At 28.6% G+C, this 24144-nt stretch carries 27 protein-coding genes and 4 tRNA genes; 5 read left to right on the forward strand and 26 right to left on the reverse strand.

The window, feature by feature from the left end; translation table 11 throughout:
• Position 1: 1 nt before the first annotated feature.
• The 5 genes from I2A75_RS15705 to I2A75_RS15725 form a co-directional block, all read right to left on the reverse strand.
• A tRNA-Glu gene (locus I2A75_RS15705) sits at positions 2-76 on the reverse strand.
• Between the two features lie 27 nt (positions 77-103).
• Positions 104-180: transfer RNA gene (locus I2A75_RS15710), tRNA-Asp, on the reverse strand.
• Positions 181-188: 8 nt separating this feature from the next.
• Positions 189-264 (reverse strand) — tRNA-Val (locus I2A75_RS15715).
• A gap of 4 nt (positions 265-268) precedes the next feature.
• Positions 269-343 (reverse strand) — tRNA-Glu (locus I2A75_RS15720).
• 136 nt (positions 344-479) lie between these two features.
• Complete coding sequence (locus I2A75_RS15725) at positions 480-1061, reverse strand: hypothetical protein (RefSeq protein ID WP_195266325.1); 582 nt, start codon at positions 1059-1061, stop codon at positions 480-482.
• A 249-nt stretch (positions 1062-1310) separates the two neighbouring features.
• On the opposite strand from I2A75_RS15725, the gene I2A75_RS15730 reads away from it, so the two are divergent.
• A complete protein-coding gene (locus tag I2A75_RS15730; protein WP_195266327.1) occupies positions 1311-2555 on the forward strand; it encodes an NAD(P)/FAD-dependent oxidoreductase in 1245 nt (414 codons plus the stop codon).
• Positions 2556-2604: 49 nt separating this feature from the next.
• Here the strand turns inward: I2A75_RS15730 and I2A75_RS15735 are convergent, their stop codons facing one another.
• From I2A75_RS15735 to I2A75_RS15750, 4 genes are all read right to left on the reverse strand, one after another.
• Positions 2605-3354 carry an acyl-ACP thioesterase domain-containing protein gene (locus tag I2A75_RS15735; RefSeq protein ID WP_195266329.1) on the reverse strand — a complete coding sequence of 250 codons (750 nt, stop codon included), beginning with the start codon at positions 3352-3354 and terminating at the stop codon, positions 2605-2607.
• 119 nt (positions 3355-3473) lie between these two features.
• Entirely contained in the window at positions 3474-3668 is a 195-nt protein-coding gene (locus I2A75_RS15740; protein ID WP_195266331.1) for a hypothetical protein, read from the reverse strand.
• A 133-nt stretch (positions 3669-3801) separates the two neighbouring features.
• The gene (locus I2A75_RS15745; RefSeq protein ID WP_195266333.1) at positions 3802-4650 is read right to left on the reverse strand and encodes a hypothetical protein; all 849 of its coding nucleotides are present in this window, start codon (positions 4648-4650) and stop codon (positions 3802-3804) included.
• A 434-nt stretch (positions 4651-5084) separates the two neighbouring features.
• Entirely contained in the window at positions 5085-6374 is a 1290-nt protein-coding gene (locus I2A75_RS15750) for an adenylosuccinate synthase (protein ID WP_195266335.1), read from the reverse strand.
• Positions 6375-6589: 215 nt separating this feature from the next.
• Between I2A75_RS15750 and I2A75_RS15755 the strand changes: the two genes are divergently transcribed.
• Positions 6590-7762 carry a malic enzyme-like NAD(P)-binding protein gene (locus I2A75_RS15755; RefSeq protein WP_195266337.1) on the forward strand — a complete coding sequence of 391 codons (1173 nt, stop codon included), beginning with the start codon at positions 6590-6592 and terminating at the stop codon, positions 7760-7762.
• A gap of 102 nt (positions 7763-7864) precedes the next feature.
• Here the strand turns inward: I2A75_RS15755 and proC are convergent, their stop codons facing one another.
• Complete coding sequence (gene proC / locus I2A75_RS15760) at positions 7865-8665, reverse strand: pyrroline-5-carboxylate reductase (protein WP_195266340.1); 801 nt, start codon at positions 8663-8665, stop codon at positions 7865-7867.
• Between the two features lie 129 nt (positions 8666-8794).
• On the opposite strand from proC, the gene I2A75_RS15765 reads away from it, so the two are divergent.
• On the forward strand, positions 8795-9130 hold the full coding sequence (locus tag I2A75_RS15765) for a hypothetical protein (RefSeq protein ID WP_195266342.1): 336 nt from the start codon (positions 8795-8797) through the stop codon (positions 9128-9130).
• Positions 9131-9168: 38 nt separating this feature from the next.
• Here the strand turns inward: I2A75_RS15765 and I2A75_RS15770 are convergent, their stop codons facing one another.
• The 11 genes from I2A75_RS15770 to I2A75_RS15820 form a co-directional block, all read right to left on the reverse strand.
• The gene (locus tag I2A75_RS15770; RefSeq protein WP_195266344.1) at positions 9169-10506 is read right to left on the reverse strand and encodes a replicative DNA helicase; all 1338 of its coding nucleotides are present in this window, start codon (positions 10504-10506) and stop codon (positions 9169-9171) included.
• A gap of 96 nt (positions 10507-10602) precedes the next feature.
• Positions 10603-12495, reverse strand: a complete 1893-nt coding sequence (gene lonC, locus I2A75_RS15775; protein ID WP_195266346.1) for a Lon family ATP-dependent protease — start codon at positions 12493-12495, stop codon at positions 10603-10605.
• Between the two features lie 12 nt (positions 12496-12507).
• Positions 12508-12954 (reverse strand): 50S ribosomal protein L9, encoded by a 447-nt coding sequence (gene rplI / locus I2A75_RS15780; protein WP_195266348.1) that lies wholly within the window; start codon positions 12952-12954, stop codon positions 12508-12510.
• Between the two features lies 1 nt (position 12955).
• The gene (locus I2A75_RS15785; protein ID WP_195266350.1) at positions 12956-14923 is read right to left on the reverse strand and encodes a DHH family phosphoesterase; all 1968 of its coding nucleotides are present in this window, start codon (positions 14921-14923) and stop codon (positions 12956-12958) included.
• Positions 14924-14927: 4 nt separating this feature from the next.
• The gene (locus I2A75_RS15790) at positions 14928-15245 is read right to left on the reverse strand and encodes a MazG-like family protein (protein WP_008676140.1); all 318 of its coding nucleotides are present in this window, start codon (positions 15243-15245) and stop codon (positions 14928-14930) included.
• Positions 15246-15396: 151 nt separating this feature from the next.
• A complete protein-coding gene (gene rpsR, locus I2A75_RS15795; RefSeq protein WP_008676141.1) occupies positions 15397-15639 on the reverse strand; it encodes a 30S ribosomal protein S18 in 243 nt (80 codons plus the stop codon).
• Between the two features lie 27 nt (positions 15640-15666).
• The gene (locus I2A75_RS15800; protein WP_195266352.1) at positions 15667-16128 is read right to left on the reverse strand and encodes a single-stranded DNA-binding protein; all 462 of its coding nucleotides are present in this window, start codon (positions 16126-16128) and stop codon (positions 15667-15669) included.
• 14 nt (positions 16129-16142) lie between these two features.
• Complete coding sequence (gene rpsF / locus I2A75_RS15805; protein ID WP_035284774.1) at positions 16143-16430, reverse strand: 30S ribosomal protein S6; 288 nt, start codon at positions 16428-16430, stop codon at positions 16143-16145.
• A gap of 107 nt (positions 16431-16537) precedes the next feature.
• Entirely contained in the window at positions 16538-16723 is a 186-nt protein-coding gene (locus I2A75_RS15810; RefSeq protein WP_008676147.1) for a DUF951 domain-containing protein, read from the reverse strand.
• A gap of 23 nt (positions 16724-16746) precedes the next feature.
• On the reverse strand, positions 16747-17652 hold the full coding sequence (locus tag I2A75_RS15815) for a mechanosensitive ion channel family protein (protein ID WP_195266354.1): 906 nt from the start codon (positions 17650-17652) through the stop codon (positions 16747-16749).
• 18 nt (positions 17653-17670) lie between these two features.
• Positions 17671-17910: a DUF3343 domain-containing protein gene (locus I2A75_RS15820; RefSeq protein ID WP_195266356.1), complete on the reverse strand. Its 240-nt coding sequence runs from the start codon at positions 17908-17910 to the stop codon at positions 17671-17673.
• Between the two features lie 298 nt (positions 17911-18208).
• On the opposite strand from I2A75_RS15820, the gene I2A75_RS15825 reads away from it, so the two are divergent.
• Positions 18209-19363: an aminotransferase class V-fold PLP-dependent enzyme gene (locus I2A75_RS15825; protein WP_195266358.1), complete on the forward strand. Its 1155-nt coding sequence runs from the start codon at positions 18209-18211 to the stop codon at positions 19361-19363.
• Positions 19364-19417: 54 nt separating this feature from the next.
• Entirely contained in the window at positions 19418-20026 is a 609-nt protein-coding gene (gene yyaC, locus I2A75_RS15830; protein WP_195266361.1) for a spore protease YyaC, read from the forward strand.
• Positions 20027-20038: 12 nt separating this feature from the next.
• On the opposite strand, the gene I2A75_RS15835 is transcribed toward yyaC, so the two are convergent.
• From I2A75_RS15835 to rsmG, 5 genes are all read right to left on the reverse strand, one after another.
• Positions 20039-20539 (reverse strand): DUF4446 family protein, encoded by a 501-nt coding sequence (locus tag I2A75_RS15835; protein ID WP_195266363.1) that lies wholly within the window; start codon positions 20537-20539, stop codon positions 20039-20041.
• Between the two features lie 93 nt (positions 20540-20632).
• On the reverse strand, positions 20633-21484 hold the full coding sequence (locus I2A75_RS15840; RefSeq protein WP_195266364.1) for a ParB/RepB/Spo0J family partition protein: 852 nt from the start codon (positions 21482-21484) through the stop codon (positions 20633-20635).
• 14 nt (positions 21485-21498) lie between these two features.
• Entirely contained in the window at positions 21499-22260 is a 762-nt protein-coding gene (locus tag I2A75_RS15845) for an AAA family ATPase (RefSeq protein ID WP_195266366.1), read from the reverse strand.
• Positions 22261-22431: 171 nt separating this feature from the next.
• Positions 22432-23208, reverse strand: coding sequence for a nucleoid occlusion protein (gene noc / locus I2A75_RS15850; protein WP_195266393.1), 777 nt, complete (start codon positions 23206-23208; stop codon positions 22432-22434).
• A 210-nt stretch (positions 23209-23418) separates the two neighbouring features.
• Entirely contained in the window at positions 23419-24138 is a 720-nt protein-coding gene (gene rsmG / locus I2A75_RS15855; RefSeq protein ID WP_195266368.1) for a 16S rRNA (guanine(527)-N(7))-methyltransferase RsmG, read from the reverse strand.
• Between the last annotated feature and the right edge of the window lie 6 nt (positions 24139-24144).

Consider the following 24144-nt stretch of genomic DNA (forward strand, 5'->3'; position numbering starts at 1 on the left):
ATGGTGACTCCTAGGGGAATCGAACCCCTGTTACCACCGTGAAAGGGTGGTGTCTTAACCGCTTGACCAAGGAGCCAAATAATTTTTTTATCGCACTTTAAAGTGGCGACTCAGAAGGGGCTCGAACCCTCGACCTCCGGCGTGACAGGCCGGCACTCTAACCAACTGAGCTACTGAGCCAAATTTTATGGTGGAAACAACAGGGATCGAACCTGTGACCCTCTGCTTGTAAGGCAGATGCTCTCCCAGCTGAGCTATGCTTCCATAATGGTGACTCCTAGGGGAATCGAACCCCTGTTACCACCGTGAAAGGGTGGTGTCTTGACCGCTTGACCAAGGAGCCATGTTCTTTTTGTTTTTCTCAACCGAGCTGTTCTGTCGGCGAGCACATTAACTATAATACATAAATTTTAATATAGTGTCAACACTTTTTAATAACTTTTTTTTTTATTTTTTATTTACTTTATTTATACGTGTATTTAAGTCAATAATTTAGTGCTATTATCGCCGAATTTTACTACGTTTATAGCTCTTTCATATCTTAATAAATGTGATTGATTTTCTTTTATTTCTTTTTTTATTTTATTCATTTCAAAATTACAAACTTCTAAAAATTCTTCTCTATTTATTTCTTCTATATTTATTTTATAATTATTTTTCCTAAAGTTTTGTCCACTAGCAATTATCTTTACAGGAATCTTATCATTTATTACACAAATTATTTCCTTTTCCCATATCCCTCTTTTATTTACAGAATACTTATCTTTTAATAAATTTATTTCCTCTACAATTTCTTCAAATTGATCCTTAAAACTATCAAATAATATTTTATAAAATTGCACAGATATTCCCCTATTTAATTTTATTTTTAGAAAATCTTTGTTATTTATTAAAAAATCATCTACATCTGATTCCGGAATAAACTTCAAATCTTTATTTAAGAATATATTAATCCCCTTAGAATTAGGATAGTTTACTACACATTGATCATAGTTCATTCTTCTTAACTTGAATTCTTTATTGTAATCTTCATTATCTTGATTAACTACTTTAACTATCATAACCTCACCTCATTCATTATTTATTATTCCATATTCATAAATTTATATTATATATTTTTTAAAGATTACAGATTTAAAGAATTTATATTATAATTTGTATTAATTCATATTTGTTAAATTACACACTAGGATTTATATCTAAAATTAAAAGCAAATAAAGATTTTTACATATATAGAATATTATTATATTAACCAAAAAAATTATAATATGATAAAATTAAAATTATTAATTTATTAAGGAGATTTATTATGATTCATCATGATTTAATTATAGTTGGCGGTGGTGCTTCTGGCTTATCTGCAGCTATTACCGCTAAAGATTTCGGATTAGATGTTGCCATAGTTGAAGGTACTGATAGAATAGGTAAAAAAATATTAACTACAGGAAATGGTCGTTGTAACATTTCTAATAGAACAATTTCATTCCCTTTTCTATCTTACCATAGTGAAAATCCAGGATTTTTCACAAATGTTTTATCAAACTTCGGTGTAGATGACACCGAAAACTTTTTTCTATCATTAGGACTTCCCATTGTGGAATTAAAAAATGGTAAGATGTATCCCAAATCTCTTCAGGCATCTTCAGTTGTGGATATATTAAAATTAGCCTTAGAAGATAGAGGTATTCCTTTATACACAGATTGTAAAGTAAAAGATATCCACAAGAAAAATGTCTTTAAATTATCCACAAGTAACGAAGAAAATAAGTTATTCACATGTAACAAGTTAATTTTAGCTTGTGGAGGAAAATCAGCAGTAAAAACTGGATCTGATGGTTCTGCTTATAACTTAGCAAAATCATTTGGACATTCAATAGTTGAAACCATTCCTGGAATAGTTCAATTAAAATTGAATTATACTTATTTAAAATCTATTTCAGGAGTTAAATTTGATGGATATGCAATATTATTAGTTAATGGTGAACCAATAAGAAAAGAATTTGGTGAAATCCTCTTTACCGACTACGGAATATCAGGACCTCCAATTCTTCAAATTTCAGGTCATGCATCTAAAGCCTTATTAAAGAAAAAAAATGTTGAGGTTGTTGTAGACATGATGCCTAATCAATCTCTATCAGAAATAGAGGATTTTATGGAAAGCCATTTTGCAATGTTTTCTCATAGACCTGTTATAAGCTCTTTAATTGGAATTGTACATAAAAAATTAATTCCAATACTATTAAAGGAAGCTAAAATAGAAGATTTACATAAACCTTGTTATGACTTACAATGGGATGAGAAAAAAAGACTTATCACTCTACTAAAGCATTGGAAATTTAAATGCATTGATACTAATGGATTTAACCAAGCTCAAGTTACCATTGGCGGAATAAACACTAAAGAAGTTAACCCAAAAACACTTGAATCTAAATTAGTTGAAAATTTATATTTTTGTGGTGAAATACTCGATGTAGATGGCGATTGTGGCGGCTTTAATCTTCAATGGGCTTGGAGTTCAGGTCATTTTGTTTCAAAAAATATAGCAAATTCTTAATACAAAAAAAGGAGTAATAAATTATCATTCATTACTCCTTTTTTATAATTTAGCACTTATTCCAACGACAAATTAATCTTGTCAATTCCTTTCCATCAACAGTTTCTATTTTATGAATAGTAACTATTTCATCTCCCTCTTCTAATCTAACATCTGTAAATACTTTTACCTCTTCACCGTAAGTGCATTCTTTTTCAAATGTTACTTTTACTTCATTTAAAACATAACTATTTACGATATCTTCTGGTAATGTTTCAATAGCCCAATCGATGTATTTAGTATTATTTACATGCTTATTAAAATCTATATCTGTATATCTTATCTTGAAGTTTCTTTCATACTTATGTTCATTAATCTTTTCTAATCTAGGAAGCTTAAATTCCTCTTTCATATCGCCATCTACACCATAAATTTCATACTGCTCTTGAGGTATTCTCATCATTCTTCTTTTTTCTAGATTGACTAATAAAAATATGGCATTAGCAGATACAACCACATTCCCACTGCTATCTTTAATTTCATAATTTCTTAAAGCATAAAATTTCTTAAATCCTACAGCCTCAGTTTTCACTGATAGCTTTTCTCCATACATTGGATGTCTAAATACTTTTACATGATAGTTATAAAATACCCATGTCATATTATCTTTTAATAAAGCTTCCATACCTGATCCCAGCTCTTCTGATTGTTTTGTACCTATATCAGATAAAATATTTATAATAGTTGACATTGTACACCTTAAGTTACTATCTACATCGTAATAATGTAATTCGTATTCTTTACTATAACTTTTCCCCATAATATCCTCCTAATCTAAATATCAAAACTCTGTATTTCTACAGAGCTGAAATAATACTATAATTATAGCACTTTTTATATATTTTAGAAAAACTATGATAAAAGTACTTCTACTTCCTCTTAGTAAAATCTATTATAATTTAATTCATTAAGTAATTTCTCTACATCTATTCCTCTTTTTATACATATGTCTTCTATTGTACTTCCAATATTATTGCTAAAAATTCCACATCCTATTCCAAAGCTTAAAAATATTTGTTCAACTTGATGATTTTCTTGTATAGCTTCTAATACAGTCATATTCCTATTTATCATCTTCTCACCTCTACTATATTTTCTTTTTATAGTATTAGTCTTATTTGTATTATTATGTATAAATTTCATAATGACTATTAACAAAAGGTTTATTTAACTAAATATAATCTAGTTAAATAAACCTTTTTTTAATTTACATTATAGGATCTATAAAACTTTCTACTGTATTACTTCTATCTAATGCTAATATATTTAGATAAGATATTGTATATGCTTGAATTGCATATTGTCCTATTACAGCTATTATTATTCCTACTAAAGGTATTATTTGAATTATAGCTAAAACTAATCCAATACCAATTGTTATCCCAGATATAGCTGCTAACTTTCCTATAGTTGACCAAAAATATCCTTTCTTAAATAGCATAAATGTTTCTCCTATTGCCTCAGTGATAGTTAAATCCCTCACTATTAGCATTGAATTAAATAAATATGCCAACGGCGCCATAACAACAGCTATCGCAATTATTAAAGGAATTAATATTATTAATCCAATTCCAACAGTTAGTACAGCTAATAATATAGTTAATAAAATTATTACTACTGCAAATGCGAATAACATTAGCCAAACTAAAACATTTAATCCTAAAATGCTCCATTTCCTTTGCCAAACATATTTATTGGCAGCTCTCCAACTTACCTCATTTCCTTTGTTAGCATCATCTAACACCTTAGTTATAATACCACTTGCATATAACATTAATAATGACGATACTAATGCCACTAAAATTATAAGTAAGATTGTTCCTATTCCTATAAGCGGTATTGCTTCATCAAAATAAGAATATGAATATGAGTATGAATACGAAATATTTATTAAACTTGAAAGAACTATCCCTACTATTATTCCAACTAAAACTACAATTGTAGGAACTATAAATATTCCAATAACCTTTAAAATTTCTAGTGCACTATTTTTGCATAAATTAAATGCCCTAGATAACATTTCTGAAATTGATAAATAAACTTTCTTCTCTTCCATAATCTCACCTCCTAAATTAAATTATATTTATATATATTAATTTTATCACAATTTATTTACTAGATTTATTAAATACACATTTTTTGTATAATTTTATAATATATATTTATAATATATATTTATAATATATATTTATTCTTATAATTATTTATAATTAAGACCAATCTCAAAAATCTATTTAGTATAAAATTTATTCAATTTCAATTAAGCTTTATTGCCTTAAAAAAGTTAATCTCTTATTTTTATAAAAGGGGTCGCGTTTCGCGACCCCCTTTTAAACCATTGATTTTACTTGCTTAAAGACGTTTTTTTATTTAAATAGAAATTTTTATATATTATTTATATATCTGCAAAAAGGAAAATTCCAATTAGAAATTCCATTCTTATCGGCTAATATCAAAATATTTTTTGCTATAGCCTCCTATTTATTTATTTTATAACTCTTTTGTTACTCTTATTGTTTGATCTCTTCTTGGACCCACACCTATTATTGATATTTTTGTATCTGTAAGTTCTTCAATTCTTGTTAAATATTTTTTAGCGTTTTCAGGTAACTCATCGTAGCTTCTAGCATTTGCTACCTCTTCTCCCCAACCATCGAACTCTTCATATATAGGCTCGCACTTTGCTAGATCCTCTAAACTTGCAGGGAAGTAATCTATAACTTTTTCATTAAACTTATATCCTACACAAATTTTAAGTTTCTCTAAACCAGCTAAAGTATCTATCTTAGTTACACATAATGATGTCAATCCTGATACTCTTACTGTTGTTTTTAATATAACAGCATCTAGCCATCCACATCTTCTTGATCTTCCTGTAGTTACTCCATATTCATGTCCCTTTTCTCTTATCCATTCACCAATTTCATTATCTAGCTCAGTCGGGAATGGTCCTTTACCAACTCTTGTTGTGTATGCTTTTGCAATACCTACTGCATTAGTAACCATAGTTGGTCCAATTCCAGATCCACTTGCTACACCACAAGCTGTAGTATTTGAAGATGTTACATATGGATATGTTCCATAATCTATATCTAAAAGCATTCCTTGAGCACCTTCAAATAAAACTGTTTTATCTTGTTTTATTTCATCATATAGTCTTACTGAAGTATCTTGTACATATGGCTTTAATCTTTCTGCAAGTTCTAAGTATTCAGAAAGAATTTCATCGTAGTTTAATGCTTCTCCACCTAATACCTTTACTATATATTGATTTTTAAAATCTATATTTTCCCTTAACTTTTCTTTAAATATCTTTTCATTTATAAGATCGCATACTCTTATTCCAGATCTCTCAAACTTATCTGTATAACAAGGTCCTATTCCTTTTCCCGTTGTACCTATATCATTTTTCCCTCTGGCCTTTTCTTTCAAGCTATCTAAAATCTTATGGTATGGCATAATAATGTGTGCTCTATCACTAACTACAAGCTTTTCTGGTGTAACTTTAACACCCTCACCTTCTAGATAATCTATTTCTGTAAATAAAGCTTTAGGATCTACAACAACACCATTTCCTATAATATTCAATTTATTATCATATAATATTCCTGATGGGATTAAATGAAGTTTATATTGCTTATCTCCAACTTCAACTGTATGACCAGCGTTATTTCCTCCTTGGAATCTAACTATTACCTGTGCTTCTTCTGCAAGATAATCAGTCATCTTCCCCTTTCCTTCATCTCCCCATTGAGCTCCTAGAACAACAAATGCTGACATTTACATTGCCTCCTTGCTAAAGGACTGCAAGTCCCTTATTAATAAAATTAATCAATATTAATCTCCAAGTACCATATTAACAAAGTAAAAATAAACTTTCAACTTATTTGCGAATATTTTTTTGCATTAAATAATTATAATTCGTATAATATAATAGTACTTATTTATATTTTTAATTAAATTAATTTATTTATTCTATATGAGGGAGTATTGATATGAATATTTATGAAGAAGCTTTAAAATATCACGAAAAACTAAAAGGTAAAATAGAAGTAACATCCAGATGTAAAATATCTAATGAAAATGATTTAAGTTTAGCATATACTCCAGGAGTAGCTGAACCATGTAGGCAAATTCATAATGATCCAGATAATGCTTATATCTATACAAGAAAATGGAATACTGTTGCTGTGATTTCAGATGGGACTGCTGTACTTGGATTAGGTGATATAGGCCCATTAGCATCTCTTCCAGTTATGGAGGGTAAATCTATATTATTTAAGGAATTTGGAAACGTGGATGCCTTTCCATTAGTTTTGGATACTAAAGATGTTGATGAAATAGTTGAAACAATTGTTAGAATATCTCCAAGCCTAGGAGGAATAAATTTAGAAGATATATCTGCCCCTAGATGTTTTGAAATAGAAAATAAACTTAAGGAAAGATTAAATATACCTGTTTTTCATGATGATCAACATGGCACAGCTATAGTCGTATTAGCAGGATTAATAAATGCACTAAAATTAGTTAATAAAGATATTAACAATATAAAAATTGTTATAAATGGTGCTGGCTCTGCAGGAACTGCTATATGTAAATTATTAATTTCCTTTGGCGCAAAAAATATAATAGTATGTGATAAGTCAGGAATAATTAACTCTCATACTCAAAATTTAAATGATTCAATGAAGGAATTATCTATAATTACTAACAAAGATAACATAAGCGGTAGCTTAAAAGATGCTTTAATTGGTGCTGATGTATTTATAGGAGTCTCTGCTCCTAACTTAGTTACAAAAGAAATGGCTAGAAGTATGAATTCAAACTCAATAGTTTTTGCTATGGCAAATCCTGTTCCTGAAATATTCCCAGATGATGCAAAGGAAGCTGGCGTAAAAATAATAGGTACTGGAAGATCCGACTTTCCAAATCAAGTTAATAACGTATTAGCCTTTCCTGGAATCTTTAGAGGAGCTTTGGATGTAAGAGCCTCAGACATTAATGAAGAAATGAAAATTTCAGCTGCATATGCTATTGCTAATTCTGTAGGTAAAAATAATCTTGACTTTGACTTTATATTGCCTAAAGCATTTGATTTAAATGTTCAAAAAGCAGTTGCTGAAGCAGTTAAAAAAGCTGCAATTAAAAGTGGTGTTGCTAGAATATAATATTATATTACTTACGATATAATTTTAATATTTTTATACTTAAAAATACTAAGGAGCTATCGCACAATTAAAAATACAAAATTCTGCTGTAGCTCCTTCTTATTACATATTCTTAGACTTTTCTGCGCACTTTTCCATTGATTTTATTACTGCATTTCTGAATCCATTACTTTCTAATTCAATTACAGCTTCTATAGTTGTTCCTCCTGGAGAGCAAACCATATCCTTTAATTCTGCTGGATGTTTGCCAGTTTCCAAAGCCAATTTTGCTGATCCTAATATGCTTTGCTCTGCCATTTTATATGCCTTATTTCTTGGTATCCCAAGTTTTACAGCAGCATCTGCCATAGCTTCTATAAACATAAATACATAAGCTGGTGATGAACCACATAATGCAATAAAAGCATCAAAATATTTTTCTTCTAATATTTCGTATTTACCAAAATTTTTAAAAATATCGCACACAAGAAGTAGTTCTTCATTATTTACATTTAAATTAGGACAAATAGCTGACATGCCTTCACCAACTAAAGCTGGTGTATTTGGCATAGTTCTTACAATTTTATAATTTTTATCTAACCACTCTTCTATATCAGATAAATTTATTCCAGCAGCTATAGATATTATAATAGTGTCCTTTTTTAAATAATCCCTTATTTCATTTATAATACTTTTATACATGTTGGGCTTTACAGCTAAAAATAGTACATCAGAAAATCTTGCTACTTCTATATTGTTTAATGTACATTTTACATTAAATTCATTCATTATATTATTTTTTGATTCTTCACTTCTCATTGATACTATAATATTGTCAACACTTGTATAATTTGAATTTATAAGTCCATTAAGCATTGCTTTTCCCATATTTCCACAGCCTATAAATCCTATCTTTTCATTCATTACTTTCACCTTCTTTTTAATTCATTGTAAATAATTTTCTTAATTAATTATTATTTATAAGTTTCCCCATTATACTCATAGGATAGCTTTATCTTTAAGTCACAAACTATCAATAAGGAGGGATTAGTTATGAAAAATAATTTATTGCTCACAGATATAGAAAATAAAATAGATAATTTATTAGAGTTTAGTCCTTCAAAAGAAAATATAAAGCCTATTATTAAGATAGTAAATAGAGACAAGTTCTATGATATTTATATTTTACTTCGAGGTTTAACTAAGGAAGAAATTTTAATAAAGTATGTAAATAACTTTCTTATTTTAAATCTCTCCTTAAAAAATAAATATAATGATAAAGTAAATTTCAAAAGGTCATTTTATTTAAAAAATGTAAATATAGACAAGACTGAAAATATTGCTTGTGCTAATTTAATTTACTTTAAAATTCCAAAAACTCGAAATTAAATTTAAAAACAAAGCTATGCTTATGCATAGCTTTGTTTTTATTCCTTATAAACCAGCTCTAAGTTAGCAAATTTACTTTGTGAACCTATCCAAGCCATTTTTACAGTTCCTACTGGGCCATTTCTTTGTTTTGCTATAATACATTCACCTATGTTCTTTTCTTCTGTTTCCTTGTTATAATACTCATCCCTATATAAGAACATAACAACGTCAGCATCCTGCTCTATTGATCCTGACTCTCTTAAATCCGAAAGCATAGGTCTATGATCAGCTCTTTGTTCTGGAGCACGTGATAACTGAGATAACGCAATTATAGGACACTCCATCTCTTTTGCAAGAGCTTTGATAGATCTAGATATTTCTGAAACTTCTTGTTGTCTACTTTCACTTCCTGAACTACCACTCATTAGCTGTAAGTAATCTATAAGAATCATATCTATTCCATGCTCCATTTTTATCTTTCTACACTTAGACCTCATTTCCATTACGCTTAGTCCCGCTGTATCATCTATATAAATTTTAGCTTTTGATAGAGGACCAGTAGCTCTAGCTATTCTTTCCCAATCATCATCATCTAAATTACCAGTTCTAAGCTTTAACATATCAACATTAGCTTCAGAGCAAAGCAATTTATAAGCTAATTGCTCCTTAGGCATTTCTAGTGAAAATATAACTACACTCTTTCCTTCTCTTAATGCTGCATTTTCTGCTATATTTAGTGAAAATGTAGTTTTTCCCATAGATGGTCTAGCTGCAATAAGAACCATATCTCCTTTTTGAAATCCAGATGTTTTAGCATCTAAATCTCTTATTCCTGAACCAACACCTGTTATTGATCCTTTATTATTAAATAATCTTTCAATCTCTATAAATCCTCTTTCTAAAACTGTAGAAAGTGGTTCATAATCGTTTGAGCCTTGTTTTTCTGCTAAATCAAAAATCTTTTTTTGAGCTAAATCTAATACATCATCAACTTTATCCTGTTTATTATAGCTTTCTTCTATAATAGCTGTAGATGACTTTATTAATTTTCTTAATAACGATTTATCTTCTACTATTTTTATATAGGCTTCTAAATTAGCAGTAGTAATTACTGATGAACTTATTTCTGATATATAAGTAACTCCACCAGCCTTATCTAGATTATCTGTTGATTTTAAATATTCTAATAAGGTTACAAGGTCAACAGCCATATCTTGTGAGAACATTTCTCTAATAGCCTTAAATATAACCTTGTGCCCATCTCTATAAAAGTCTTCATCATTTAATTTTTCTAAAGACTTAGCAATAGCACTTTTATCTATTATCATGGATCCAATTACAGACTGTTCTGCTTCTAAACTTTGAGGTAAACTCCTCATTATTGGTGCTTCCATATGTAACCTCCTTCCTTTTCATAATAATATATTATATCAAATTTTCATATTATATAAAATAAAATTAAGCTTCCTTTTGGAAGCTTAATTAATAATTTATTTTTCAAAGACTATTTCCATTAATTCTTCTATATGACTTATGGCTTTAACTTCTATATCCTTTAAATCTAATGGTATTTCCTTTTCGTTAGCTTTAGGAATAACAACAAGCTTTATTCCTTTTCTTCTAGCACCATATATTTTCTCAAATATTCCACCAACAGGCTTAATATTTCCTCTTAATGATATTTCACCTGTTATAGCGATATCTTGTCTTATAGGCTTTTCTAATAAAGCACTTATTATTGAAATAGTAATTGCTGCTCCTGCTGATGGTCCGTCAATTTTTCCTCCACCAACTACATTTACATGTATATCATAATCCTTTATATCTTTGTCAGTAATTCTTCTTATTACTGATGCAGCATTAAATACAGAATCCTTTGCCATTGAACCGGCTGTATCATTAAATTTTACAGTTCCCATTCCTGGCTTTTTAGATTCAAACACTACTGTTTCTATTTCTAATGTTGAACCTAAAAATCCGCTTACTCCTAATCCATATGTATGGCCTATTTCAGATTTATCTATATCCTCGAATATTTCATAAGGTACATATCTACCTATAGAAATAACCTCTTCTACATCCTTAAGTGTAATTATATTGTCTGCTTTATCCTTTGAGTGATATAATGAATAGCCATAAGCATCTGCTAATATATTAACAGCCTTTCTACCTTCTATTGTATATCTACTTATAAGGTCAGCAATTCCATCTTCTAATTGAACATCTAACTTTTTAGCTGCATTGTCTATTATTCCCTTAATATCACTAGATGATAATGGTTCAAAATAAACCTCTGTACATCTAGATCTTAATGCTGGATTTATTTTTCCTGGCTCTCTTGTAGTTGCACCAATTAAAACAAAGTCTGCTGGTGCACCCTTTTCAAAAAGATATTTTATATATTCAGGTGTATTTTCATCATCTGGATCATAATAAGATGATGAGTACTCAACTCTTTTATCTTCTAATACTTTTAATAACTTATTTTGAAGGATTTCATCTAATTCACCAATTTCATCTATAAATAGAACTCCTCCATGAGCTTCAGTTACTAATCCAGTCTTAGGTTCTGGGACACCTATCTCAGCTAAATCCTTCTTACTACCTTGATAAATAGGGTCATGAACTGATCCTAATAATGGATTTGTTATTTCTCTTGGATCCCATCTTAATGTAGTTCCATCAACTTCAACAAATTTAGAATCATCATCAAATGGAGTAGACTTTAGTTTTTTAGCTTCTTCTAAAGCTAATCTTGCTGCTGAAGTTTTACCAACCCCAGGTGGTCCATATAAAATTATATGCTGAGGATATGGAGATGCCATTTTAGATATAAGTGACTTTATTGCTCTCTCCTGACCTACTACTTCATCAAAATTTTCAGGTCTTAAAAGACTCATTACGTTTTTATTAATCTTTTTTGAATCTAACTCTTCTAATCTTTCTAGCTTTTTAGTAGTCTTTGCACTTTCAGGCCCTTTTTGCTTTTTTATTATAGATAATTTAAGTTCATCAATAAACTTATCTTGTCTTTCTTGAAGTGCTTTTTCAACTTGTGTTTCCACCTTATTTTGGACATACTTTCTAGCTATATTTTCTGATATATAATAAATTGTATCTTCTAATACACCTCTTAATTCCTCTTCACCTGGTACAGATTTTATACCTTTTCCATCAGAGGCAATTACATTTAATGCATATACTCTTTCACATATATTAGTAGAGTTTGCATACTTTTGAAGCTTAAACCTTACAATTCTTGCTCTTACTGCACCCTCATCTAATACATTATTTAATATTTGATTTATAACATTGACTTGTGCATCTAAAGATAATTCACTATCTAATATACTTTCTATATTTGTTTCGTCATAAGTCTTCAAACTTAGTCCTCCTTATGATTGCGGCGTGATTATTACTTTCATCTTAGTTGAAACTTCTGGATATAGCTTTATTTCTATATCGTAACTACCAGCAACCTTTATTGTATCCATAACTATTTTTTTCTTATCTACTGATAATTTAAATTGCTTATTTATTAATTCAGCTACATCTTTACTTGTTATAGCTCCAAATAATCTTCCACCGTTTCCACTCTTAGCTTCAATTTTTATTTCCTTGCCTTTTAATTCAGAAGCTAATTTTTGTGCGGCTTCAATTTCTGCTAATTTTTTCTTTCTTTCATTTTCCTTTTTAGCATTTAAGATATGCATATTATTGTTATTTGCCTCTTCTGCTAACTTTCTTGGAAATAAAAAGTTTCTTGCATATCCATCTGATATATCAACGATATCTCCTTTTTTCCCTACTTTTTTAACATCTTGTAATAAAATTACTTTCATGTTATTCACCCACCTTTAAATGTTTTTCTATTGATCGTTTTAGTATTTTTATAGCACTTTCTATTGATGTATTATTTAATTGAGCTCCAGCCATATTCATATGGCCACCACCACCTATTGCTTCAAGTATTACTTGAACATTTATTTCCCCTATTGATCTACCACTAATGGTTATATCTCCGTTTATTTCTGCTAATACAAAGCATACATTTATCCCAGATATATTTAATAGTTCATCAGCAGCTCTAGCTGCCATAAATCCTTTTTTTAATCTTTTAGGAGCAACTGCAATAGCTAAACCATTTTTAACTTCTGCAGATCTTATTGTATCTGCAATAACCAAATAATCTTCAAGATCATCCATAAACATCTTTTTAACTTCAATTGTATCTGCTCCAAGCCCTCTTAAAAATGATGCGGCATCAAAGGTTCTAACACCTGCTTTAAAAGAAAAGCCTTTTGTATCCATAAATATTCCTGCAAGTAAACCTTCCGCTTCTAATCTAGTTAAATTAGGCTTCTGAACCATATATTGAATAACTTCTGTAACCATTTCAGATGTAGATGAAGCATATACTTCTATATAGTTTAAAATTGCGCCCTCAACTATATCGGGGCTTCTTCTATGGTGATCTATAATTATTTTTCTTTGTGCCTTTTCAACAATACTTGTATCTAATATATACCCCTTATTATGAACATCTACTATAATTAACAAAGTTTTTTCATTAATTTGTTCATAAGCTTCTTCTGTAGAAATAAATAAATTATCATATTTAGAATCATTTTTTAGTTTAGATAAAAAATAATCAATAGCTGTAGTTTCAGCTCCTAATATGATGTTACACGGCTTTCCTAATTGTTTTACTACGGATGATATCCCTACAGATGATCCAAAACAATCCATATCAGGATTTTTATGACCTATAATAAAAACATTACTACTCTCATATATTAATTCCTTTAATGCATGAGAAATAACTCTTGCTCTTACTCTAGTTCTCTTTTCTATTTCTCTAGTATTTCCACCAAAGAACTTTATTTTCTCATTATTCTTCAGAACTACTTGGTCCCCGCCTCTACCTAATGCTAATTCTTTTGCCGTAACAGCAAATGTATTATTTTCTAGAGGACAAGTTCCACCTCTTCCGATACCAATACTTAAAGTAACTTCAAATTTATTACCTCGATCTATTTTTGATATATCTTCTAATATAGAAAATTTATTATTTACCTCTTCATCTATATACTTATCTTGTACTGAAAGAACATATTTATTAGAGTCATATTTTGTTATCATTGCCTTAAGTTTTTGGGCATATAAATTTATTGTTTTTTCAATTTCAGCAACTAACATTGGTCTATCACTATCTAATGTAGTTTCTAAAGCTTCTGTTAGATTATCTACTTCTATAAGCATTATACTCTCTTTAGTATTATCTATATTTTTCAAATTACTTATATCATTAAAATAAACTATATATAAATCTTCATCTAAATCATATTTTTCTATTTTAGTTGCATATACCTTATATAAAGAATCCAATATCTTTATTTTTTGATGCAAATCTCTATCACAGGTTAATAGTCTAGATAAATTTAATCCCCTAGCAATACTAACTACATTTAATCCTATAGGATCTTCATCTGGAACAAATTTTTGGAACTCCTTATTACTCCAAAAAATTTCTCCAGATTCTTTTATTAAAGCTAATGGAAATATTAAATTTAATATGTTACTATTTATATCTTTATTTATATTTTCCTTAATTCTTTCTATATTATCATCATATTTACCTTTTATCATATATTCGCTTAAACTAAATATAATAAATAAAATTAACAATATAGATCCTAAAAGAGTACTTTTTATATAATAAAATCCCACACATGCTCCTACAAAAATAAGTGGCGTAATTATAGGCCTAATACTTTTAAGCCTTTTTTTTATTAAATCATTCCATATCATAAGATTAATGGTGCTCCTTTAAATGTAATTGAAGTTTGCTTAAACTTCTTCCATCCTTTTCATACTCATGTCCTTCTGCTATACCAACTTGCAATTTCTTTTTCATGTCATCATCTACATCTTGACATGAATATCCTAATTTTTGAGCCAATACATATAATACGAGTATAGCACCTGATATACAATTTAAAATTGCATCTTGAGCTACATTACTTCCTTTAGTAAGTAAATGATAGAATTCACCTATTATACATAATAAATTTGCCTTTAATTTTTCTATCATTTTTATATTAGCCATTATATTTAAATCATCTCTCTTCACCCTGCTCACCCCTATACTAATACCCTTGTATATATATTTTAATTATAATTTACTTTTATTGCAACAAATTATGAAGTCTTTTACAATATTTGTAAAATATTAATTGTATTAATATAATAAAAAACCCCTGATATGTCAGGGGTTGATTATACTACTCAGTTGTGAATGGTAATAATGCTATGTTTCTTGATCTCTTTATAGCAGTTGTTAATTCTCTTTGGTGCTTAGCGCAAGTTCCAGAAATTCTTCTTGGTAATATCTTACCTCTTTCTGTTACGAACTTTCTTAGCTTAGTAATATCTTTATAATCTATTGCTTCAGCCTTTTCTACACAAAAAGCACATACTTTTCTCTTAGATCTTCTCATTTTTCCAGATCTCTTCATGTCTTTCATGCTAATTCCCTCCTTTTTATTAGACTATTAGAAAGGCATATCTCCATCATCTACAGGAGTCATGTCTTCCTCAAAATTCATTCCACCAAAATTATTTGATGAATTTGAATAATCAGAACCCATATTAGAAGAACCATATCCATTGTTATATGAACCTTGGTCTCTTCCAGCACCACCATTGTTACCTGATCCGATAAACTCAAATGAATCTACAACTATATCAGTTGTATATCTCTTAGTTCCATCTTTAGCATCATAACTTCCAGTTCTGATACTTCCAGTAACAGCTAGTTGTCTGCCCTTTGTAAGATATTGTGCTATTGTTTCACCAGTTTTACCAAAAGCTATACAATTGATAAAATCAGTTTCATCTTTTTTAAAAGGTCTTGTTACTGCTAAAGAAAATCTTGTTACTGCAGTACCACTTCCAGCTGCAAAATTAAGCTCTGGATCTTTTGTTAGCCTTCCAATAAGTATTACCTTATTCATGACAATATCACCTCTTACGCTTCTTGTTTAACTATGATGTGTCTTAAAACTCCATCAGTAATTCTGAATATTCTGTCTAACTCTTTAGGTAGCTCTGAATCAGCATTAAAGTTGATTAATGTATAGAAACCTTCGTTAACTTTTGCGATTTCGTAAGCAAGCTTTCTTCTACCCCAAACGTCAACATTTTCTATAGTTCCTCCACCGTTTTCTATTACACCCTTAAACTTTTCGATGTTAGCTTTACAAGCTTCTTCATCTAATGATGGGTGTAGTATGAATATAGTTTCGTACTTTCTCATCATTTTCACCTCCTCCCCTCGGACATTGGCTGTGCTTTACACAGCAGGGATTACAATTAAATATTGTAGCATTATTCATTTTCTTTTGCAAGTTTTAAATTTAATTACTATAAATTAACGATTTTCTTGGCATCTTTTTGAAATTTGCTTCTTGGTAGCATTATAATTCTTCCACAACCTGTACATTTAATTTTTATATCTGCTCCAAGTCTTATAACTTCAAATTCTTTACTTCCACATGGATGCTGCTTTTTCATTTCTACTATATCACCTAAATCAAAAGTCTCTATCATAATTAAACCTCCAACCATTTAAATTAAACAAATTTATTATTTACTATTTGAGTCTTTGGATACGGTATTTCTACTCCTGCCTCATCTAATGTCTTCTTTATTTCTTTTCTTAATTCTCTTTCCATCTTCCATTGAGATAGAGGCTTAGATTTCCCAACTACTCTTATCGTAACACCTGATGCATTTAATGATATAACACCTGATACCTCAATATCTTCCTTAACTTCATCTTTATTTTTCTCTTTAAATTTTTTACATGTATTTTCAATTAACTTAATTGCATTATCTACATCTTCTTCATATGCAATTTCTACATCGACCATAAACCTCATATTTGCTCTTGAATGATTAGTTACTTCTAATACAGCTCCATTTGGTAAAACATGTACATCTCCGCTGAAATCCTTCAATACCGTGGATCTTATTCCAATATTTTCCACTATACCACTATACTTACCTATGGTTACATAATCTCCTACTCCATATTGATCTTCAAAAAGTATGAAAAAACCATTTATTAAATCTTTGACTAAGCTTTGAGCTCCAATACCGACTACAAAACCAACAGCACTTAAAACAGCTGCTGATACCTTAAATGTACTTCCTATTATTATAGCAGCTCCTGATATATATACTGCATATTTTAATGAACTTTTAAGTATAGCTCCTACAGTGATTGCTTTTTGCCTATTCATAGAAAAACTTAATTTACTTTTAATTTGATTTTTTACAAACTTATCAATTAACTTATCTCCTATTTTTATAGCAAGATACATAGCAACTATAAGTAATATAAACCTTATTCCCTTATTCAATACAAACTCAAATGTGCTTACCGCATTTGTCCACGCAACTTCCCAATCAACATTAAAAACAATTTTCCCATTCTCATCTATACCAGTACTGATCAATGTCATGAAATTTTGCATAACTCACCTCTAATACTATTAAATTATTTCCTTAAACTCATTTTGATCTTTCTCATATATATGTTTATATCTTATAATATCCCTTGATATAATTTCATCTATGTATTTTTTTTCTTCTAGTCTAATGCAAATTCCACAGCTTTGTGTAATTGCTGTAGGAGTCGGCATCATCTTAAAAATCATATTTTCTTCCTTTAAAACTTTTTCTCCATTCATAGCATCAAGTGTATTTTTAAAAACTATAATATAGTACTTCATAATGTCCTCCCTCTTCAAGTTTATTTATATTTAATTATATTATATATATGTTTCAATTAAGAATCTATATTAATGATTTTATATATTCTTAATCCTATATAAAATATTTGCTATATTTAAGTATACATTCTTTTGCTCATCAATAAATTTAATTTCTATTAAATTTTAATTAAGTTTTCATTTTATCATTCCATTCAAAAATCCATTATTTTATAAATTTATTACTTTGTAAATAATAATAAAGTATCTTATAATTTTATTATAAATTTAAATTTCTATAATTTATAAGGAGTTAATCATGAATATATATTTAGACAATGCTAGTACAACATTTCCCAAGCCTAAGAATGTTGTTGATTCTATATACAATTTTCTAACTAATATTGGAGGAAATCCTGGCCGCTCCAACCATAATAATGCTCTAGAAACTAATAGACTTCTATTTGAGGCAAGGGAAGTTATATCCGATTTTTTCAAGTTTGATTCTATGGAAAATGTAATATTCACCAATAATATAACTACTTCATTAAATATATTAATAAATGGATCCCTTACAACTGGAGATCATGTAATAACATCTTCTATGGAACATAACTCTGTTTTAAGGCCATTAGTTAATTTGAAGAATAAAGGAATAATAGAACTGGATATTGTAACTGCTGATAAATTTGGCTTTATCTCTGTTGAAGATATTAAAAATAATATAAAACCAAATACTAAAATGGTAGTACTTAGTCAAGCATCTAATGTAATTGGTAGCATTCAACCAATTAAAGAAATTGGAGCTTTATGTAAAAGTAGAAATATATTTTTTATATTAGATACTGCTCAAGGTGCTGGAGTATTAGACATAGATTTTACAGATGTTAACTTAAGTGCACTAGCTTTTACTGGACATAAAAGCTTATTTGGTCCTCAAGGAATTGGTGGCTTTATAATAGATGATAGTCTTAATAACATATGCAATCCTTTCATTTTAGGAGGAACTGGAAGCTTATCTCACTCACTAGAGCAACCTGATTTTTTACCAGATAAATTTGAATCCGGTACTCTTAATATGCCTGGTATAGTAGGCTTAGTTGAAGGTATTAAATTCATTAAAACCGAAGGCATAAATGCAATTTATAATAAAAATAAATTTTTAAGAGATTATCTTGTTAGCGAAATGTCTAACATCAATGATATCATTCTTTACGAGGATATTAATAATAGCAATTACACCTCATGTGTTTCATTTAATATTAATAATATTGATACTGCTGAATTATCTTTTGCTCTTGATAATGATTTTGGTATAAAAAATAGGTCTGGTCTTCATTGTGCTCCGCTTGCACATAAAACTATAGGAAGTTTTCCATCAGGTACTGTTAGATTAAGCCTTAGTTACTTTAATGAGAAATCAGATATTAAATACACTATAGACTCCATAAACAAGATAATAAAATCAAAATAGCCTTGAATAAAAACCTCCTTTATTGTTAATAATTTCAATAAAGGAGGTTTTTATATGAATGAACCAATTTCAATCGATTCATTATCGCCTAACTCTTATATAGAGATTAGGGATTATTTATATAATAATTTAAAAGATATACTTTACTCAAACAGAGATATAATTTTCATTTGTATAGGAACTGATCGATGTACAGGTGATTCTCTTGGTCCATTGATTGGATATAAATTAAAAAATGTTTCAAAAAATAAAATTCATATTTATGGATCATTAGAAAGTCCTATTCACTCTAAGAACCTTAATGAAATAATTAATAAAATTAATTTAAATTTTGATAATCCTTATATTATCGCTATAGATTCATGTTTAGGAAAAATAAGTAATATAGGGAAAGTTTTTATTGATAAAAAACCACTTCAGCCTGGATTAGCCTTAAATAAAAATTTACCCCCTATAGGAGATTTAAGCATCACAGGAATCGTAAATATTGGAGGGAACTTTGAGTTTATAGTTTTACAAAATACACGCTTATATACGGTAATGAGCTTAGCAGATTGCATATATAAGGGTATCTACCATTTTATATTGAAAGTATCAAAAGAATTTGAATATATTAATAAACCTTCTAAATTAAATTATTTACAAAAAAATGAGAGTCTATAAGACTCTCATTTTTTATTTTTTATTAATTGCTTCATTCAAAACATATGATTCTTCTTCAGATAACTCATATCTCGAAATTCCCTTATCAACTGGTTTTGCATATGTAGTACTATCTTGTCTTGAATAAATTCCAGTAATCAAAACGCCATCATTATATGAGTCTAGTATTGCTATTGAAAAACTCAAATCACTTCCTACATCAGGAAATGCCTTATATCTCATTATAGCTATTTTATTTACGCAACCTTTCATTTCTTCCTTTATTACTTCACATTTATTAAGGGCTTCGTTTGAAAACTCCATAGCTTTATCTATTTCGTCTAATTTAGAAGCTATTAGTTCTTCTAAATTTTTATTATTTACCCCTCTCATCATTCTTCTATATTTCTTTTCAAGCTTATTTATAGATCTTATTAAATAAATTACAATTATGAAAAGTAGTAACATTATAATAAGTAATCCAATAATAATAAATGGTGAATTTTCATTTATTACTTTAAATATATTTTCCACTTTCAATACTCCTCTCTAGACCTTATAAAGAAATATCATAAAATGTTTCACGTGAAACATAATTTGCACATTTATAATGTTTCACGTGAAACATCATAAATTAATTATTTCTAGTATCCTTTGTAAATCTTCATTTGAATAATATTCTATTTCTATTTTCCCCTTATCATTTTTGTTACTAATACTCACTTTAGTTCCAAAATAATTTTGCAATTTTTCAGTTACATCCTTATAATATGGATTTATTTCTCTTGCTTTTTCCTTGTCTTTTTCCTTTTTCTCAGATCCTAAATATCTTACTAATCTTTCTAGTTCCCTAACAGATAGCTTTTCATCTATAACTTTTTGAGCTACTTCACATTGAACTTCTGGATCCTCTATTGCTAATAAAACTCTTCCATGACCTTCTGTAATAACTTCATCAATTAAATATTGTTTTACTGTTTCACAAAGGTTAGTAAGTCTTATTACATTACTTATTGCTACTCTAGACTTTCCTACTCTTTTACTTAGCTCCTCCTGAGTTAAATTAAAATCGCTTAGTAATTTTTTGTATGCTATAGCCTCTTCAATAGGATTTAAATCTTGTCTTTGAATATTTTCTATTAGAGATACCTCTAATATATCTTTTTCAGTTAACTCCATTATTATAGCTGGTATTTCTTTTAATCCTAATAATTTTGCAGCTCTCCATCTTCTCTCACCAGCAACTATTACATAACTATTGTTTTTTTTATTTAAAATTATAGGTTGTATTATTCCATGCTCTTTAATTGATTGAGCTAATTCTGCTATTTTTTCATCATCAAAAGCCTTTCTTGGCTGATCCTCATTACTTCTAATTAAATTCATAGATATAACTGATGGTTTATTATTTTCTTTACTTTCATTATCATTAGGAATTAATGCACCTAATCCCTTTCCTAATGCTGATTTTTTATTCATATTTACTCACCTACTTACTGCCTACTTAAAAACTCTTTTGTTAATGATTTATAAGATTCCGCACCCTTGCATTTTTCATCATATAGCATTATTGGTAGCCCGAAACTAGGAGCCTCTGCTAATCTTATATTTCTTGATATTTTAGTTTCATATACCTTTTCATTAAAAAAATTCTTAACTTCTTCAAGGACTTCATTACTTAAATTAGTTCTATAATCGTACATAGTCATTACAACGCCCTCTATTTCAAGGTCCTGATTTAATGATTTTTTAACTAGTTGAATAGTGTTGATAAGTTGTCCTACTCCTTCAAGTGCATAAAATTCACATTGGATTGGTATTAATACTGATTCAACTGATGTTAATGCATTAATTGTTAGTATTCCTAATGATGGTGGACAATCTATAAAAATAAAATCATATTCATCTTCTACTTCTTTAATTTTATTTGTTAAAATAGTCTCCCTATTCTCCTTACCTATCATTTCAACTTCTGCACCTGCTAACTCCATTGTTGACGGAGCTACAAATAAATTTTGTACTAATTCACTTTTTAATATAACCTCTCTTAATGAAGCATCTGAAGTTAATACATCATACATTGATAATTCTAAATTCCTTTTATCTAAGCCTAACCCACTTGTTGTATTTCCTTGGGGATCTATGTCTATTGTTAATACTTTATAACCCTCCATAGCTAGATATGCGCATAAGTTTATGTTTGTAGTAGTTTTTCCAACTCCACCTTTTTGATTAAATATACAAACCTTCTTCATATAAAAGCTCTATTTTAGAGCTTCACCCCCCTTCTCATATTAATATTATATATACTTTCTGTTAATATTAAAAGATTAACAGAATAAAAATTAATTAAATTAATAATCAAACTTAAATTTCTACAAAAAAATAAGTATATTCTTACTAAAGTAAGAATATACTTATTAAAATTATTTTTTAGGTATAGAAACTGTTATTTGTATAAATTCTTCATCATCTTTAAATTTATATTCAGCTGGTATATTAAACTTATCAAATACTTGCTTTATAGTATTTACATATAATTTTGCTGGAAATACACTTTTAACTCTTTTCTTTTCCTTATTCTTCAACTCTTCTCCAGCTAATTTTAATAGCTCTTTATTAACCGCTTCTTCCGTGGCCTTAACATTAAGAGAATTATTTATTACTTTTTCTATAACTTTTAATTGTAATTCTTCATTTGGTAATGATAGTAATGCTCTTGCATGCCTCTCTGTTAATTTATTTTCTATACAAACCGATCTAACACTTGAACTAAGTTTTAATAATCTTAACTTATTTGCTATAGTTGATTGCTTTTTACCCATTCTTTTTGCTAATTCATCCTGAGTAAACTTATGATCATTTATAAGATTATAATATGCCTCAGCCTCTTCTATAAAATTTAAATCCTCTCTTTGTAAATTCTCTAACAAAGCTATTTCAGCAGATTGTGTATCAGTTATTTCAATAATATTACAAGGTACATTTTCTAATTCTGCCATTCTCGCAGCTCTCCATCTTCTTTCACCTGCTACTAATTCAAAGTTTTCTCCTCTTCTCCTAACAGTAATAGGTTGAATTATTCCATGCTCCTTTATAGATTGAGATAATTCTTCTAATGCTTCTTCGTTAAAAAATCTTCTAGGTTGATAAGTATTTGGAAATATTTTATTTACATTTATATTTGTAATTTCTCTATTCATATGCACCCAACCATCCCCTATTATTCTAAGTACCATTTTATTCAATAAATTAAAAATTCTATTTTCTTCTCTAATTTCCTTCTTTTTATTACCTAATATTATAAGACAAATTAATTTATTATAACTTAACAAATTACAAATGAACTTATATATATTAATATTTTTTTATTAATCGACTGTTTTTATTTAGATATATTGTAGAATTTAATTCTATTTTATAGGTTTTTTATTTATTGTTCCTGCTTTTCTAGGATATATTTTCGAACATTTACTTATCTTCTTAATTTCTACAATATTATGCTTTAAATCAGACTTTTCTATATTTACCTCAATTATCTCTTTTAACTCTCCACCTAAAACTGTTATTGCTTTTTGACCATCTTTAAGCTCTTCTTCTATTGCTGGTCCTTTTAACGCTACAAAGTATCCACCACACTTTACATATGGCATACAAAACTCTGATAACACTGCCATATTTGCTACTGCTCTTGATGTAGCGACATCAAACTTTTCTCTTAACTCCGACTTTCTTGCTCCGTCTTCTGCCCTTGAATGTATTGTAACTACATTTTTTACTCCTATACTACTAATTACTGTATTCAAAAAATTTATTCTTTTATTTAATGAATCTAATAATGTTACTTGTACATTAGGATTCATTATAGCTATAGGTAACCCTGGGAAGCCAGCTCCTGTTCCAACATCTATTATAGTTTTAGCATTTTTAATTGCATCTGATTTAAAAGCTTTAATGCAATCTATAAAATGTTTTTTTATTACTTCTTCATCTTCTGTTATTGCAGTAAGGTTTATCTTTTCATTCCACTCTTGAAGTAATTTCATGTACTTTATAAATTGATTATATTGATGCTCTGATAATTCCATTCCTACTTCTAAAGAAGCGTCTCTCATTAATTGAAAATATTCCATAGTTCC

Origin of the sequence: Clostridium sp. 1001275B_160808_H3, assembly GCF_015550425.1 — a bacterium.
In the GTDB taxonomy this organism is placed as follows: Bacteria; Bacillota; Clostridia; order Clostridiales; family Clostridiaceae; genus Clostridium.